Annotated in this window: 12 protein-coding genes and 1 pseudogene; 5 read left to right on the top strand and 8 right to left on the bottom strand. The window is 62.9% G+C overall.

Going from position 1 to position 16,886, the window contains the following annotated elements; translation table 11 throughout:
• Window positions 1-47: 47 nt before the first annotated feature.
• The 4 genes and pseudogenes from AC07M8_RS10150 to AC07M8_RS10135 all read right to left on the bottom strand — a co-directional run.
• Window positions 48-407, bottom strand: a pseudogene (locus tag AC07M8_RS10150) (aldo/keto reductase); the annotation flags it as partial.
• Window positions 408-601: 194 nt separating this feature from the next.
• Window positions 602-2,041: an efflux transporter outer membrane subunit gene (locus AC07M8_RS10145; protein ID WP_495174220.1), complete on the bottom strand. Its 1,440-nt coding sequence runs from the start codon at window positions 2,039-2,041 to the stop codon at window positions 602-604.
• A 5-nt stretch (window positions 2,042-2,046) separates the two neighbouring features.
• Window positions 2,047-3,564, bottom strand: coding sequence for a DHA2 family efflux MFS transporter permease subunit (locus AC07M8_RS10140; RefSeq protein WP_495174219.1), 1,518 nt, complete (start codon window positions 3,562-3,564; stop codon window positions 2,047-2,049).
• Window positions 3,561-4,706 carry an HlyD family secretion protein gene (locus tag AC07M8_RS10135; protein WP_495174218.1) on the bottom strand — a complete coding sequence of 382 codons (1,146 nt, stop codon included), beginning with the start codon at window positions 4,704-4,706 and terminating at the stop codon, window positions 3,561-3,563. The genes AC07M8_RS10140 and AC07M8_RS10135 overlap by 4 nt, the downstream gene beginning before the upstream one ends.
• Before the next feature lie 105 nt (window positions 4,707-4,811).
• Here AC07M8_RS10135 and AC07M8_RS10130 point away from each other — a divergent pair, with 105 nt between their 5' ends.
• On the top strand, window positions 4,812-5,054 hold the full coding sequence (locus AC07M8_RS10130; protein ID WP_495174217.1) for a hypothetical protein: 243 nt from the start codon (window positions 4,812-4,814) through the stop codon (window positions 5,052-5,054).
• 40 nt (window positions 5,055-5,094) lie between these two features.
• On the opposite strand, the gene AC07M8_RS10125 is transcribed toward AC07M8_RS10130, so the two are convergent.
• Window positions 5,095-6,192 (bottom strand): alpha/beta fold hydrolase, encoded by a 1,098-nt coding sequence (locus AC07M8_RS10125; RefSeq protein ID WP_495174216.1) that lies wholly within the window; start codon window positions 6,190-6,192, stop codon window positions 5,095-5,097.
• 448 nt (window positions 6,193-6,640) lie between these two features.
• On the opposite strand from AC07M8_RS10125, the gene AC07M8_RS10120 reads away from it, so the two are divergent.
• Window positions 6,641-6,907, top strand: coding sequence for a hypothetical protein (locus AC07M8_RS10120; protein ID WP_495174215.1), 267 nt, complete (start codon window positions 6,641-6,643; stop codon window positions 6,905-6,907).
• Between the two features lie 62 nt (window positions 6,908-6,969).
• On the top strand, window positions 6,970-7,218 hold the full coding sequence (locus AC07M8_RS10115) for a hypothetical protein (protein WP_495174214.1): 249 nt from the start codon (window positions 6,970-6,972) through the stop codon (window positions 7,216-7,218).
• A 24-nt stretch (window positions 7,219-7,242) separates the two neighbouring features.
• Here the strand turns inward: AC07M8_RS10115 and AC07M8_RS10110 are convergent, their stop codons facing one another.
• Window positions 7,243-9,135: a methyl-accepting chemotaxis protein gene (locus tag AC07M8_RS10110; protein WP_495174213.1), complete on the bottom strand. Its 1,893-nt coding sequence runs from the start codon at window positions 9,133-9,135 to the stop codon at window positions 7,243-7,245.
• 565 nt (window positions 9,136-9,700) lie between these two features.
• Here AC07M8_RS10110 and AC07M8_RS10105 point away from each other — a divergent pair.
• Both AC07M8_RS10105 and AC07M8_RS10100 read left to right on the top strand, forming a co-directional pair.
• Complete coding sequence (locus tag AC07M8_RS10105; RefSeq protein ID WP_495174212.1) at window positions 9,701-12,013, top strand: S9 family peptidase; 2,313 nt, start codon at window positions 9,701-9,703, stop codon at window positions 12,011-12,013.
• Between the two features lie 509 nt (window positions 12,014-12,522).
• Window positions 12,523-12,966 (top strand): hypothetical protein, encoded by a 444-nt coding sequence (locus AC07M8_RS10100; RefSeq protein WP_495174211.1) that lies wholly within the window; start codon window positions 12,523-12,525, stop codon window positions 12,964-12,966.
• Between the two features lie 376 nt (window positions 12,967-13,342).
• On the opposite strand, the gene AC07M8_RS10095 is transcribed toward AC07M8_RS10100, so the two are convergent.
• Both AC07M8_RS10095 and AC07M8_RS10090 read right to left on the bottom strand, forming a co-directional pair.
• On the bottom strand, window positions 13,343-13,717 hold the full coding sequence (locus AC07M8_RS10095) for a winged helix-turn-helix domain-containing protein (RefSeq protein ID WP_495174275.1): 375 nt from the start codon (window positions 13,715-13,717) through the stop codon (window positions 13,343-13,345).
• A gap of 616 nt (window positions 13,718-14,333) precedes the next feature.
• The gene (locus AC07M8_RS10090; RefSeq protein WP_495174210.1) at window positions 14,334-16,862 is read right to left on the bottom strand and encodes an outer membrane beta-barrel protein; all 2,529 of its coding nucleotides are present in this window, start codon (window positions 16,860-16,862) and stop codon (window positions 14,334-14,336) included.
• Between the last annotated feature and the right edge of the window lie 24 nt (window positions 16,863-16,886).

Below are 16,886 nucleotides of genomic sequence, written 5' to 3'. Positions count from 1 at the left end.
GACCGAAGTGCATCGTGTGGAGAGCAGTTCGCGTTAGACTGACAGCACCTCCTGGATGATCCGACGTCGCCGTACGGCCCCGGCCACATGTCCCAGCCAGCTTTCGTCGAGATGATCAGTTCGTCGCGATGGGAGCGAAAATCGGCGGCGAGGACGCGGCCGAAATTTTCCTCGGCAGATCCGTACGGCGGGCCATAGTTGTTGGCGAGGTCGAAGTGGGTCACGCCGCGGTCGAACGCCCGGCGCAAGATGGCCCGCCCCGTCTCGAACACATCGTTGCCGCCGAAATTCTGCCAAAGCCCCAGGCTGATCGCGGGCAGCCTCAGCCCGCTGCGGCCGCTGCGACGATAGGGCATGGCGCCATCATAACGGGCGGACGAGGCGACGTATGGGGGATTGATCGGCATGGTGGCTCCTTTTGAAGGGCTCAACGCTCGGCGCCCCAACCGTTTCAGCCACGCTCGGCTTTCTTGGGGTGATGGCCACCGGCGGAACGTGGCCGCAATGGTCCTGGCCGAGATCGAAGCGACGAACGATAAAAGTTTGTCGGGGGCATCACGCGGATCGTTGCTCCGCCCGTCGCCGGTGGCCGGATACCCGATTACTGCGTCCAGCCGCCGGCGGTGGCCACATACAGTCTTGCCACGTTCAGGAACTGCCGGGTTCGGGCCAGCACCAGGCCGTTGCTCGAGCGCTGGTAGAGGCGTTCGGACTCGAGCACCTGGAGGATGCCAGAATTGCCGACCTCAAAGCTGCGTCGCGACAGCCGGCGCGAGCGGTCCGCCACCGCCACCGACTCGCTCTGATTGGCAAGCGATCGGGCGTCGGTCTGGATCGCTGACAGCAGGTCGGCGACCTGGCCGAACGCGTTCAGCACCGTTTGCTGATAGGTGGCATCGCTCGCCCGGGCGCGATCGATCGCCGCAGCGCGATCGGCCTTGAGCGTGCCGCCGTGGAAGATCGGGGCGCTGAGCCCGGCGAAGATGTCATAGCCACGGAACGCGTTCTGGAGGAGATTGCCCACGCCGGGGGCACCTTGGGTCAGCGTCGCGCCAAGCGTAATGTCCGGGTACAGCCGTGCTGTTGCCACGCCGATGCCCGCTGTGGCCGCGTGAAGGTCGGCTTCGGCCTGGAGGATATCGGGGCGGCGGTGCACCAGCGCCGAGGGCAGTGCCACCGGGATCGAGGCGGGCAGGGTGAGTTGCTCGAGATCGATCTCGGTCGGCCCGAGATCGGCCGGTGCTACCCCGACCAACGTCGCCAGTAGATGGCGGGCTTCGGCAAGCTGCTGCTCGAGCTGGGGAATGTCGCCGCGGTCCGCCGCGAACTGGCTCTGCGCGTTCAACACCTCGACCAGCGTGCCCTCGCCACCGGCTTGCCGCTTCTGGGTAAGGTCGATGTTGCGCTGATCGTCGGCGAGCAGCGCGTTGGCGGTAGCGATCTGGGCGCGGATCGCGGCGATGGACAGCGTCTGGTTGACGACCTGGCCGGCGATCGAGAGATGGGCCGCCTCGGTCTGGCGCTGCTGCGCCTCGGCCTGTGCCGCGCTTTGCTCCACCTGGCGACGCAGCCCGCCGAACAGATCGAGATCGTAGCTGATCCCGCCGCCAACCGAATAGAGATGGAATTCGGGATTGCCGCCGGCGGCGAGCGGATTGGCGCCGGAGAAGCCGAAGCCGGCAAGGTTGACCTGCTCCTGATCTACCCGCGCGTTGGCGTCGATCTGCGGCAGCCGGCGGCCAGCTACGGCGCGTAGCTCGTGGCGTGCGGCGTCAAGGGTCGCGTTGCTTGCGGCCAGGCTGTGGTTGTTCGCTAGCGCCCGCTCGACCAGGGCGTCGAGCGGGGGCGAGCCGAATGCCGTCCACCACCGGTCGGCAGGGCCGTGGCCCCAGTCGATGTGCGGCGCACCGGTGACCGGCGCGGCCTGATCCTCGACGGCGTGGTTGCCGCTATCAGCGGGCGCCGCTGGACGGGCGAAGTTGGGGCCGACCGTGCAGCCGGCGAGCGCGGCGGCGGCGAGAAGGGCGAGGAAAAGGCGCATTAGGATCAATCCATGTGGATGGTCGGACCCTCGCCGGCGTCGGCGCGAGGTCCACGCATCAGCAGCAGCAGCGGGATCACCGCCAGGGTCAGGATGAACAGCAACCAGAAGGCATCAATATAGGAGACCATGGCCGCCTGCCGGCTAACCTGGGCGTTGAGCGCGGCAACCTTGCTCGGCAGGTCGAAGTCGAAGCCCTGGGGCATGGCTGGATTGTCGGGGCGGAGCCCCTCGACCAGCCGCGAATGGACGGTGGCACCGTTGCGGATGGTCAGCGCCTGGAGCATCGAGATGCCGACCGCCGAGCCGATATTGCGGGTGAGGGTGAACATCGCCGCGCCCTCGTTGCGGTATCTGGCGTCGAGCGTTGCAAAGGCGATGGTTGTCAGCGGCACGAAGACGAGGCCGGTGCCGATCCCCTGGATGAATCCCGAGATAATCACCAGATTCTCGTTCATTCCGAGAGAGAAGCCGGACATGATGTGGAGCGAATAGGCGGCGATCGCGAAGCCGGCGAAGATCAGCAGCCGGGCATCGACCTTCTTGATGATCCGCCCGACGACGATCATCGAGATCAGCGTGCCGATCCCGCGCGGCGCCGTGACCAGTCCGGTCAGGACGACGGGATAGCCCATCAGCGTCTCGAGCATGGTCGGCAGCAGCGCGAGCACGCCGAACAGCACGGTGCCGAGGAAGAAGCCGAAGATCGAGCCGGTCAGGAAGTTGCGGTCCTTGAACATGCCAATGTCGATGAACGGGCGTCGTGCCGTCAGGGTATGGACCACGAACAGATAGCCGAAGAACAGGCCGAGTGCCGCCTCGACGCAGATCTCCAGCGAGCTGAACCAATCCTTGGTCTGGCCGCGGTCGAGCATCAGCTGGATCGAGCCGAGCGCCAGCGCCAGCAGGGCGAAACCGAACAGGTCGAGGCGCGGGCGCGCGGCATCCTTGGTGTCGGTCAGAAACGCCGATAGGCCGGCGAACGCGAGCAGACCGATCGGCAGGTTGATGTAGAACACCCAGCGCCAGGAGAGATTGTCGGTGAGCCAGCCGCCGAGCGCGGGACCGATGATCGGGCCCAAGATAGCGCCCATGCCCCACACCGCCATCGCCGGGCCGTGACGCTCTGGCGGATTGATGTCGAGCAGGATCGCCTGGCTCATCGGCACCAGCGCCGCGCCGAAAACGCCCTGGAGCAGGCGAAAGCCGACGAGTTCACCCAGGCTGCCGGCGATGCCGCACAGGCCCGAGACGAGCGTGAAGCCGATGATCGACCACAGCATCAGCCGCTTGCGCCCGAACCGCCCGGCGACCCAGCCGGTCAGCGGGGTCATGATCGCCGCGGCGACGATGTAGGAGGTCAGCACCCAGGTGATCTCCTCGCTCGACGCCGAGACGCTGCCCTGGATGTGCGGCAGCGCGACATTGGCGATGGTGCTGTCGAGCGAGTTCATCACCGTCGCCGCCATCACCGAGGCGGTGATGAACCGGCGCGCGGTCGGCTCCGGATAGCCGGCGGTCATCGCGCCTGGGTCGCACCGCCGAACAGGTGCCGCTGGTAGCCGGTGTCCACGGTCACCTCGACGCTCAGCCCGGCGTGGAGGGGGATGTCGCGGGGCACCGCGTCGAGGCTGAACTCGACGGGCAGGCGCTGCACCACCTTGACCCAATTGCCGGTCGCATTCTCGGCCGGTAGCAAGGAGAAGCTGTTGCCGGTACCCGGGCTGAAGCTCTGCAGCCGGCCGGTAAGCGTGAGATCGGGAAAGGCGTCGACCTTGAAGGTCGCACGCTGGCCGACGCGCATGTGGTTGAGTTGATCTTCCTTGAAATTGCCCTCCACCCACAGCCGCGTGCCGGCCAGGGTGAACACCGGTTTGGCCGCTGACACATAGCTGCCGAGTTGGAGCTGGTTGACCTTGGTGACGATCCCCGCCTGGGCTGCGCGGACTACCGTATAACCAAGGTTGAGCTTGGCCCGTTCCAGTGCGGCCTGGGCGCGCTGCACCGATGGCTGGCGTTCGGTCGGCGCCGTGACGCTGCCGGTCAGGGTCGCGGCGACGCCGGCGTTCTGCTGGACCGAGGTCTGGATTTGCTGGCGTGCCGTCTGGGTAGCAAGAACCGCCTGATCATATTGATTCTGCGACGATATTCCCTCGGCAAGCAAGGATTTCTGCCGTGCCGCCTCGCGCTCGGCGTAAGCGAGCCGGGCCTGGCCGGCCTGAAGCGTGGCTTCACCCTCACGGTAGCTGGCGCGCAGCGACGACACCTGGGTACGGGCGTTGGCGAGCTCGGCGGCGGCCTCGTCGACGGCAGCCTGGTAGGGCGCGGGATCGATACGGAAGAGGATATCGCCGGCCTTCACCCGCTGGTTGTCGGTAACCGCGATGGCGACGACCGGGCCGCTGACGCTGGCACTGACCGGCACCAGGCCCGACTGGATATAGCCATTGTCGGTTTCCTGGTAGCGCCCGCCGCTCAGGTAGAAGAACAGCCCCACCACGAGGGCGATGATAGGTGCCGCCAGTAGCAATGGCGTGCGCAGGCGACGGCGTCGTTTCGGTACCGGATCTGCTGCCTGCACAATGGGCGCAGGCTCCGTCACCGGCACCGCATTATCCAAGCCTTCACCACCTGCGGAACGGCCCACTCCGTCTTCCAAGCTCATTCTACCATCGTCTCTGTCTGTGTCGCACGGCGCAGCAGTCGGTTCCGAGTCCCGATGCCTAGCACTGTCTGCCCCGACAAATAGCAGGGGCTGGATGGTGCAGCAATGCTTACCTTTGTCGCCTCATCATGCCTTAGCCAATTGCGGCGGGTCGATGCGAGTACTGCAAGCCCCGCGCCTGTCGCACCGAACGATGGCGAAGCGATCAGCCAAGGGATTGTTTGGTCAGCGCTGGCGCCCAAGATCAGTCGTAGCGGCGACGCCAGGCTTTACACCTTGCCCGCTAAACCACTCGCTGCCAGCGGCATCGTCAATGCTCGACGAACCTTGCGTCGACTGACCGACTGAGCCTCATGTGATCTCATCCCGCCAGCAAGCGGTCAGGGGCCTATTCCGTGCGACGGAGAAGGTCGATCAGGTCCTGTTTCCAAAATCGGGCAGAGGTGTGCGTGCCGTGACCACGAGTTTCGGCGGTCTCGGGGACGAGGCGAAACCTGGCATCGCTCATGCGCGTTACCGCGCGTCGAGGGTAGTCGAGGTTGCGCGGGTTGATGAAGTCGTCGGCCGAGTTCACCCAGGTGGTGGGCGCCGTGATTGCCTCTAGCCGTGGCCAGGGGTTGTAGGTGCGCGATGCGTCGATCTGGTAGATCAGGTCGTTCGCGTCCGTGCCTTTGATCGACGCGGCTACCCGCTCGCGGGCGAACGCCTCAGCCGCCTCGCGCCGGGGATACTGCGCTTGGAAGTAGAGGGCGGCGGCACCGGCGACGAAGAGCAGGCTGGCGGCGGTGCGGAGCCCTTGCGTGGGTGGCGAGCGGTACTCGCCACCCGCCCACGCCGGGTCTGCTTCGATGCCATCGATCGCGAGCTTGCGCCACATCCGGTTGAGGCCGGCGATCTCGATTGGCTCGCAGGCCAGCGGCATCAGCGCGCGGGAGAAGTCGGGATGCGTCTCTCCCCAGACGAGGCTGTGCATGCAGCCCATCGAGGTTCCCATGATGAGGCGCATGCGCCTGATGCCGAGACCGTCGTGAAGCAGGCGATATTGCGCCTCGACCATGTCATCATAGTCATAGCGCGGAAAGCGCATGTGCAGGCCGTCGGAAGGCTTGGACGACTTGCCGTGGCCAATCCCATCGGGGAGAATAATCCAGTAACGCTTGAGGTCAAGTGGCTGGCCCGAGCCGTAGAGTTCGTCGGCGAATTGTGGAGCAAGGAACTGGCGGCCGGTGCCGCCAGTGCCGTGCAGGACCATCACGGCGTTATCAATCTCACCCCTGGCGTTCCGGTGAGGCGATCCGAGCGTCGTGTAGTTGATGCGCAACGTGGGCAGAAGCTCGCCGGAACGGAAGCGGAAATCGCGGATCGTGAACTGCGCGTCGCGTGCCGGCCACTTGGTGACCGACGGCGCGGCTCTGCTCGCCGGAGTGAGCGGCGGCGCCTGGGTGGTCGCGGCTTGGAGGAGCAGGAGTGGCAGGAGAGACAGCATGCCGCATCGTCGCGCCTGATCGCTTACGGTGCAAGCGGGCATTCCCACCCGGCATGCGAGGGTTCGATAACTTGTAGGTAGAGCCGGGTCGATCGGTTTACATCCCGGATGTTGGGAACATAGCCTAAGGTGCGCGGTGCTGCCGCGTATTCTCCAGTATGCTCTTGGAATATGGCCATTTGCCACCAGCCGCGGCGCAGGGCGTTTCGCAGGCGGTCGAAAGCCAAGGCGTTGCGCTTTTCGACGTCGATTAGAGGCGTATCCCTTCTGAACGTGGATGAGCGCTGCTGATTACAGCAAAGATGACGAATGCCACTACGTCAGCACTATGCTTTTCCTGAGAATCGATCTCGAATTGCTACGCCGCACCCGATAGCTGGCATGCCGCAATGAGGATTGTGGCGTGAATTGGAATCGTTCGTGGAAAGCTGATGTAGGATTGCGGGTGTTGGGCCTGGCATGGTGGGCGATCGCCTACACCGCGCTCGCGCGGCTGTTCGCCACGCCGTCGCCTGCCATGGCCACGCCCGGCCTGACTCTCTTCGCGCTCGCTGCGATCGGCTTCCTGAGCGTCAGCGCCGGTGCCGCGCTGACGATCTGGGGGCAGCACCTGTTCGACGACGTGGCGGTCAGCGCGCGCTGGCGGCGCAGCAATGCGCCATCATCCCGCCGGCCTCGTGGTGATGCCATCGTCCTGACAGCGACGGTGCAATAATGCCCTTCGACTGCCAAACGCTTCATCTCCGATTTGCCAAGCTGACCAGCAATCGCACCGCTGTGCGGTGCGCCTCGTCGGCGCCGATTGCGGCGCGAGAGTGCTGCTGCTTCGCGCCGCCAGCCGGGCACGCGACTCGGCTTGCTGCCATTGAGGTTCGCGGCATCGACGGGTCGCCGGCACTGATCGGCCGGGCCTGCGCAGCGGCGCTAAAGCTGCTCGATCCGGCGATCGGCGCGACGTTCGACCTCGCCGACGCGCAAGCCGCGCTGCGTTACGAAGCCGACTTCCCCGCGGACATTGTGCTGTGATCGGGCTCGCGCCGGCTGTTCACATCAGATCGTGTGCAGAGCTTGCACAACGTCCCGCATTCTGACGTCGAGCAATTGCAGCTGCTGGCGCACGTCCCTGCCTATGTTGTGGGTTCGATCAGCGGAGGCGCCGGTCTCCTCGAAGCTGTCGGTGATCAGCCTTACCGCCTCGCCGGCGTTGACCGAGCCTTGAGCGGCGTCGGTGATGAGGGCCAGCATGTTTTTCGCTGTGTCCTGCTGCGCCGCTACCAACGCCGCGGTCGTGTTGGAGGAGCCGGTCACGTCGATGATCGTGTCGCGCAGCCCTTCCACCATCCCCACATTCGATACCGCTGCCGCTTCGATGCCAGCGACACGTTGAGCGATGTCGACGGTCATCGTCTTGGTCTGTTCGGCTAACGATTTGACCTCCTGCGCAACGATCGCAAATCCGTGCCCGGCATCGCCAGCCCGCGACGCTTCGATGGTGGCGTTGAGCGACAACATGTTGGTTTGCCGACTTATCTTGGCGATGCGATCGTTCGCCTCTTCTACCGCCCGAACGCTGCGGGTGAGAATGCTGTTCATTTCGTTGGCCTGGCTTGACCGGCCAGTCGCAACGTTGCTGAGACTGGCCGTGCGCCTCGCTTCGACGCCGACCTGCTGCATCATGTCCGCCAGCGTGCCGATCGTCACGATCGCATTCTCGAGCGAGGCTTGTGCCAGGCGCGCTTGCTCATAGGCTGTGTTCGCCTGCTCCTGCTGACGCTTCAGCGTGACGCGCGTGTCCTCTGCACTAAATTCGAGCTGAGCGGCGGCCTCCATCAGGTGGGAAATCAGGCCTGCGACTGTTTCTTGCAACGAGGCCGCAAGAGCATGGCGGGTGGCTTTTATCTGCTGCTGATGCGCGGCCTGCTCGCGCAACCGCAATTCTCCTTCCCGCTGGGTGTCGGCATGTGCCCGACGTGCTGCCTCGAACGATTGCTCCGTCCGGATGTGTGCGTCGTTACTAGCGGCGGTCGCCTTTTCAGCCGCTCGCCTGGCGATCTCCATATCGACCCCGCCGCGGTAGATTCGTTTGACCAAGATCCCGCTGACCACGACAAAGCAGAGCAGCAGGCCGAGGATGAGCGGCAACGTCTTGCGTAATGCCGCCATACCCGGGCGCTCTGCATCCCACGTCAGCACGCCCATGGCACGACCCCCGCCGCCCATCATCACCAGCTCGCGATCCCGCACCCGACTTCCCTCCTGCGGGCCAAGCCAATGCAGGCCTCCAACGCGATACGTCCGAGACCAGGCGGACAGGGCTGATTGGGGGAGCTCGAAAACATTGACGAGCAGGCGGAGCGGGGTGCCGGGTGCCAAGCTCGCGCCGTGAACGGGCAGGATCGGCATGATCGCGGCCAAAGCTGGTGATCCGTTGAACGATACCGGGATAACGGTTGCGACCTGTTGCCGTTTCGCGGCGGCGAGCGTGGAGGGTGATCGTCTCAGCAGATCTTGCACGACTGTCCAGCCAAGGGCTTTATCAAGTGGTGGTCCCGCGCCGCCGCCAGCCAGTCGCGCGAACAATGTGGTGCCTTGATGATCGACCACATAGGCGTGTTCGGAAAAGCCGGTCAGATTGGTTGCTGCCCATGCCTCATTGAGCACCCCGTAGCTGTTGAGGGCTGCGTCGTCCCAGTGCGCGGCAGACTTTATCGAGTTGGCAAGCGCCTCGCCCTGATGAGCAATGGCGCCGCGCACCGTGCTTTTCAGCCGCTGGTCCGCATCGTCGTCAACCCTGCCGATGATCAGGGCGGCGACGGCCGCGCCACCGATAAGCGCAAGTACGACCAGGGTTACGACGAGCCGGATCAATCCAACCGCTGTAGCCTGTGACTGGATAAGCCAGCCGAGCGTGTTGCCAACAATGGTCCGCGCAAATACCCTCATGCTGCGGCTATGCCATGATTGTCTAAACACTTTGCGAGCTACGGTGATTGGCCGGCACGCCGCAGGGGCTGTATTGCACGGACGGGACGGCAACCCGGCCGCGTTGCGGAAGCACCTCGGCATCGGACGTAGCTGAGCCGGACGGCCGCAGAGGATCCCATATCAGCTTCGCTGGGAGATGTGGATTGGGTGGAGCGGATAGAAGGCGGAACCTTCGCCCGCCGGCCACGCCGCTGGCGGTGGCTTCCCAAGCACCTCTTCGCTCGTCCTCGCGAGGATCCAGCAAGGCTAGCTGGGGTTGAACTACCCTGCTTAGCGGTAGGTTGCGAGTGACACCGGTCAACAGCCTCAGGACGCGAGACTTGGCGCCCGCGTGGTGAACCGACGCTATTGCGGCTGCTACCGCGGGCTTGCATAAGATCCCCTGGTTTCCAGCCGCGACTTGGACGCGGATGGGGGCGAGAGGGGCGTGATCCCCCTTCGTCTGTTGTTCCCCGAGATTGTCGATCCATCTCGTTCAGAAAGCCCCTCGATGCGTTTGCTCGCCTGCTGCCTCTGGGCTTTCATGATCGCCAGCGCGGCGCCGGCGCAGACGAGACCAGCGGTTACCGCCGCCGATTACAGTCGTGCGATGCACCAGTTAGCGCCCTGGACAGCACCGCTAGTTGATCACGCGGTGCGCGAAGCACATTGGATAGACGGCCGACGCTTTTGGTACGTTGACACCGACCATGGCGTATCGACGATCATGCTGGGCGATGCGGCCAGAGGTACGAAGGCGCCGGCCTTTGACACGGTGGTGCTTCTTGAACAGCTGAACGTCGCCGGGATGAAGGAACGGGACGCGACAAAGCTCTCCTTCCAGAATTTCGAGCCGGATTTTGTCAAAAACAGCGCCGTCGTGAGTGTCAGTGGTGAGCGGTATGCCTGCGGGCTGGCGCGTCCATATGGCTGCAGCAAACTGCCTGCGCTGCGCGCCGGGCAGATCGCAGGCTATCTCGCGCAACGCGGCCAGGCGGCGGCGGTGCTCTCCCCGGACGGCAAGCGCGCGGTCTTCCTGCGCGACTGGAACCTGTGGGTTCGCGACGTGGGTAGTGGAACAGAGCGGCAGCTGACGAGCGACGGCGTCAAGGATTTCGGCTATGCGACCGATAATGCAGGCTGGAAGCATTCTGACCAGGCGATCGTGATCTGGTCGCCCGACTCGAGCAAGGTGGCGACCTTCCAGCAGGATCAGCGCGCGGTGGCCGACTTCGCGACGACGACGACGCAGGTCGGCCACTCCCGCACCGACACGTGGAAGTACCCATTTGTCGGCGACAAGGAGATCGTCCACATCCAGCGCGTGATCGTCGACGTGGGCGATGGCCACGTGGTTCGATTGAAGATGCCACCGGATCTCCACCGGTCGTCGCTATGCGACGACGTGCTTTGCGGTGCGGGCCCGCAGGACATGCAATGGGCCAAGGACGGTCGGACGCTCGCGTTCGTGTCGACGTCGCGCGATCACAAGGTGGAGGCGGTGCGGATCGCCGACGCTGCCACCGGTGTGGTGCGTGATATTTTCACCGAAACGGTGCCGACATGGTTCGACAGCGGCTATAATGACGAGGGGATCAACTGGCGCTATCTGTCGCAGCGCGGCGAGATCCTGTGGTGGTCGCAGCGCGACAATTGGGGTCATTACTACCTGTACAACGCCAGCACCGGCAAGCTGGTGCGGCAGGTGACGCAGGGGCATTGGAACGTCGACCACCCGGTCTACATCGACGAGCGCAGCGGCAAGATGCTGGTCGCCGCTGTCGGGCGTGACGCTGGTGTGGATCCCTATTACCGAAGCATCTACGCGGTGAACTTGAAGGGCGGCAGACCCAAGCTGCTGACGCCCGAGAAGCAGGACCATATCGCGGCGCCATCAACCGATGGCCGGTATTTCGTCGACATCTACTCGACGCCGCAGGAGCCGCAGACCGCGGTGCTGCGGCGCTCCGACGGCTCGATCGTGGAGGAACTCGCGAAGGGCGATCTGACGCGCCTGCGGGCGGCGGGTTGGCAGGCGCCGGAGAACATCGCCGTGCGATGCGGCGACGGTGTGACGCTTTGCTACGGTCTGCTCTTCAAGCCGACGGGGCTCGATCCACGGCAGAAATACCCGGTAATCGACTATATCTATCCGGGGCCGTTCATCGGGACGATCTCCTCCCGGCAGTTCGCCGCATCGTTGGGGGACGCGGGTGCGCTGGCGCAGCTGGGCTTTGCGGTCGTGGAAATCGACGCCCTGGGCACGCCGCGCCGCTCGAAGGTCTTTCAAGACTTCTACTATCACGACATGGGCAAGCAAGCCGTCCCCGACCAGGTCAGCGGGATCAAGGATCTGGCCGCGCGCAACGCCTGGATGAATACCGATCGCGTGGGCATCTGGGGGCATTCGGGCGGCGGCAATGCGACCGCGGCCGCGATGTTTCTCTATCCCGAATTCTTCAAGGTAGGGATTGCCGAGAGCGGAAATCACGACAACCGAAATTATGAGGACGACTTCTACGAAAAGTATCTCGGGTTGCTGGAGAACAATGGCAAAGCGTCAAATTACGATATCCAGGCAAATCAGGATCTTGCCAAGAACCTGAAGGGTAAGTTGCTGCTGGCCCACGGTGTTCTCGATGACAATGTGCCAGTCTCGTCGACGCTGCTGGTGGTCGATGCACTGGAGAAGGCGAACAAGAACTTCGATCTCGTCCTGTTTCCAAGAGCGCATCATGGCTACGGTGATCAGGCCAACTACATGATGCGGCGCAGGTGGGACTATTTCGTCGAGAACCTGATGGGATCGACGCCGCCCGACGAGTTCAAGGTCGTGGGGCCAGACGCTGTCAAATAGCGTGGCGAATGGCGGCGATCCCGCGGACGTGTCCAGACGTCAGGCGCCACTGCTCACATCGCGGCGGGCGCCGCCATCGAACAACCAAGCTCGCCAGGCGGCGACGTCCTTTCACCCGTGACCCGCCTTTCAAGATTGATTTGGCTTGATCGGCGGTCGATCGAGAACTCGACATCAGCTGAACAGGCACCTGCTTCCAAGGTTGGACGCCGATGCCTCACGATCGACACGATCAGCGCAACCCGGCCGCCGTCGTGTGGCGACCGGCCAACGAGTTGACGCCACGACCAAGATCCGAACACGCATCCGTGCGCTGAGCCTGTGCGCGCCTAGAGTACGGCCCCGGCACATCCCATGCATACGGACGACAGTGCTATTGTCGTGAGGCGTCAGCAGCGCCATGCGCTACACCGTGCCGCGCGGCCGGTGGTAAGAGCGATCTTGCTTACTGTGTCACAAGACACCACAATGTTCTTAGATAGGTGACTGGTCCGCGACGGAGGTGCGCAATGAGAAGCAACTCGACAGGGTACGTCAAATTGGCGGTAGCTGGCGCGGCGTCCATCGTCGCTTTGGCCAATGTGGCGGATGCTCAGGCTACGCAGCACGCTCCGATCAGTTTCAGTCCGGTGTTTGCTCCCGCGGTTAGCTATGGAGGAACTCCGGACGCTGTTAGAGCCGCGCCCGTAAGCCCGGACGACCGCTGGTCGGACGATCTGCCTTCGTTCGTCAACTGTGCCCTCGGCACCACCGATGGCGCTCGCATACTGCGGACAGCGGAAGGGTCGCGCGAAGAGCGTCGATCAATCCAAATGTTGGTGCATAATAATCTGCGCTGCGCCTATTTCGCTGACGGTTATGATATGCGCACGCTTCGCCTGGCGCTGACCGATCGGCGGCGGAAGCGTGCGGTTTCCATGGACGATGTGCTATCTTACTCGCCGGTCGAGTAACAAATAGCTGACTTGTCGTGGCAACCGCAGACCGCGCGTTGACGTAGACTGTGCTCAGTTCTTCCTCGTTGCGCGGCTACAGTGAACGGTGCGGACGGCCGTAAGCGCATCGTCTGCCGAGGCTAATCACCCATCAAGCCTCGAGGTTTTCTGGCCTTTCAACTGCGTGTCGCAGGGGGAGAGCTTTAGTTTTGGTGGCAATCGGGCTTGATGACGTCATGCACCCTCATCTTCAAACCCGATTTGCATGCAAGAGTGGCTTCCGGCGAGCAGGCGGTTTGACAAGGGTGGCGACGCACGGTCGTGTTGTGGCTGCACTCAAGTTGTGACCACGCAGGATGATGCCCGGGCTAACGGTGATGCCGTGTGTCGCGCGCTAGCTCACCGTCGCAGGGCTTTCGTCCTTCGTTCCCGGGAAATAGTATCCAACGCCACGGACAGTGGCCACAACGTGGGCGCCCCCATGTTTGGCGAGCTTTGCTCGTAACCTGCTGACGACTACATCGATCGCACGGTAGCCCTCGTCGGAGTTGATGTGTCCTGTAAGTTGCGCGAGATCACTGCGTGTAAAAGTCTCACCTGGCTTCCGCAGAAGCGTCGCCAAGATTACCAATTCAAGCCGGGTTACGGGAACTATCGTTCCAGTGGGGGCGGTCAGTGATCTGGAACCTAAGCGGAGTGACCATCCGTTCGACACCGTGATCAATCCGTCCTGGCTTGGGCTTGATTGGCGCGGATCGGCATGAGGCATGGAGACGGTCCGTCGCCGCTGCAGCGCCCTGACGCGCGCGAGTACTTCCCGTGGGTGACATGACGCTGGCACATGGTCGTCGGCGCCAAGTTCCAACGCAGAAACGCGATCGGCATCAATTAGAAACTTTGCTGAGACAATGATCCCAGGGCGATGTGCCGCCGCGGCAAACTCCCTGATGAGTGAAGCTTGGGCCCCGCTGCAGATGCTCTGGTCAACGATCACTACATCGGGAGACTGGTGGCTGAAAGCGACTCGCCCGTCGTCAGCAGACGTGCAGCACTCAACCATCATATCATGGGCGAACAAGCAATCGGCCAAAGCACTGGCGACGCCAAACTCAATGCCGATCATCAGAATGCTGGCAGAATGTGGGGGAGGGACATCTGCAATCATTGCAGTTCGACCTTGCAAAAGGCTCCCCGGCCAACCGACGTCTTACGTGAGCTAGTGCCGCGGCCGCCCGGGAGAAGCACCTGTCGGTCGAAACGGGGAGTTTTTGTAAAGATAGACGGCTTTAACAAGCCAAGGCCTTGGCTGCCGAAATCCTACCTTCCTGCATCGAAGGAGGCGCGACCGATGGTCTGCCCCCTTCGACACAACAGAAAGGATGATATCAGAAGCTGATATCGACACCCAGGCGAACGTAGCGCGGGGCTTGGTAGCTGGTGACAAGCCCGTAGCTCGGGTTTGGAATGTACGAAACGGGGAGGCCCGTGTCGTCGCTGGTCGTCACGTCCAGATCACCGATTTCGTTACGCTTGGTGACCGCCTGCGAGTTGAGCAGGTTGAACACGTCGGCGCGGAACGTCACCTTACGATCGGCGATCTTGGGGCTGTAGGAGAACTGCAGATTGATGGTCTGGAGCCAATCCGTCTTCTGAGCGGTTCCGCGTGGGCTCGGCACACCACCGCAATAGTGCGATGCTGCAGCATAGCCGTCTGCGAAAATATCGGTCGGGTGAAAGCCGAAGCAGCTCAACGAACGCGGCGACTGGACCTGAATGAACGTGCCGATATTGAATTCTTCGCTCGGCGAGATGTTGCCATACAGCTTGATGTTATGCGTCCGATTGTTCGGCAGCGTGCCGTAGGAATAGTCGACAAAGCCGGGCTGATCGAAGTCCTGGGTGATGCCGGTGTCCGACTGACCGAAGTCAGACTGAACGCCGCCTTCGATATTCCCCTTGCTCCGCGACCAGGTGTAGCTGCCGCCGAAGGAGTAGAGACCATTAAACTTATGGTCGAACGTAAACGTCACGGCATCGTAGGCGCGCTTTGCTTTGCCATAGCCAAGCGCATCGGCACTGAGCGTCACGGTACGATTGTTGATATCGTAGCCATTGGCCAGCAGGTTGACGGTGATGTCCTTGCCCGGATTGTTGATAACATACTGGTGGAAGCCGGTAAAAATATTGGAACAAGGCACCGAGGCGCCGCCACCGGTCGGCGTTGCGCGGATGTTGTTAGCATCGCAATAGGCGTTAACAGCGGCATCGATCGCCGAGTCTTCGGACGTACGATCGAGATTACGATGCTGATAGACGAGCCCGAACTTCCAGAGGCCGATGTTCTGCTCGTAGCCAACGTTGATGACGCTCTCGCGTGTTGCCTTGAGGTTGGACGAGATCGCCTGCGTGGTGTTGATATCGGCGCCATCGCCGGTCACTTGGCAATTCGTCACGGCGCCGCTCGGAAGCAGCGCAAAGGGGCACGCCGACTGATAGGTACCCTGGTTGGTGACGAGGCTGGTCAGGATCGGCAGGCCGTTGGCGTCGAGGCCGCTGTAGTGATAGCGCTGACGGAAGTAGAAGGACGGTGCGCCCTGGCGGTAAGCGGTGTTGCTCGCCACCGGCAGGAAGTACCAGCCATATGACCCGAAAACCTTGCCGGAGCGATCGCCGAACAATTCATAGGTTGCGCCGACACGCGGTGCATAGTTCTTCTTCAGATCAGCGATGGGGGCGCCGCTGGGCTTGTTGATGCGGAAGTCATCGCGGCGGGCGCCCAGGTTGAACGTCAGGCGGTCGAACGGCTTCCACTCGTCCTGAATGTAATAGGCCTGGTTCTTGGCTTTGAAAGCGCCGCCCGTGTTGAAGTAGTTGAGCTCGACGATCGGCCCGAGAGCGTCCGCGGCACGGCCGATGTACTGGATACCGCCGTTGCCGAGAACGGCATCGTAGGCGGTCTGCGAAATCGCACCGTTGGCCAGCTCATAAGCACCGCCGTTGCGGACGTTCACGTGCTCAAGGGTGTTCTTTTCCTGATCATAGCCACCACGAATGTGGTGGTCACCGAGCAGCGAGAACCGGACGTCTGCGTCAGCCCGGAAGAACTTGCGTTCGGTATTGTACGGAGCATCTGTTCCCGCCAGGCGCTGCGAGTTGTAGTAGCCATTGTTACCAACGCCGAATACGGTTGTGCCGGACAAATTCTGAAAACTTGGCAGATTGCCCGCGCCAGCAATGCTGGTCTGGTCAAAGCGGTCACGCACACGGCCATAGGCCGCGGACACGGTAAACCAGTCGGTCATGCGGCCGGTGTATTTGCCGACGAAGTTGAGGCCGCCGCTCTTGAAGCCAGTGACCGCCGTTGCCGAACCGTAGGCGTTGGCACCCTCGCCGTAGGTGTAAGGCGTATCCGACCGCTCGTTTGTGTTGCGGGTATCGAAGATAGTGAACTCAAGATGCTGGCTGTCGATGGGGAAGGCATCGATCTTGGCACCCCAGAAGGGGTCATCGTTCTTATACTTGTACGCGGTGCCCGCGCCCGTAACGCCGGTCGCCAGTGGGCTATTGGAGAGGCTCGTGTTGCGGTTGAACTGCGCCAAGCCGTAAACGAACAGCCGATCCTTGATGATCGGGCCGCCGGCCTCGAGCGTGACTTGCAGCGTGTCCGCACGATCAGCGGCGCGATCGGTGCTGTTCTGGAACTCGCTGCCGTTCACCGGGATGCCGGTGTAGCTCTGAAGGTTCTTGCTGTTCGAGCGCAGGAAGTTGGGCGCCCAATCAACGTGCATCGCTGCCATGAAGTCGTTGGTGCCCGACTTGGTCACCGCGCTGGTGAAACCGCCCGTGAACCGGCCATATTCCGCCGGAGACCCGGACGTCTCGATATCCACGCTCTTGTAGAAGTAAAACGGCACCTGGGCGCTGCCGAGCCCAGTGTC

This window comes from Sphingomonas sp. GW821-FHT09E03, assembly GCF_059416225.1.
This window is presented reverse-complemented; position numbering and strand designations above follow the sequence as displayed.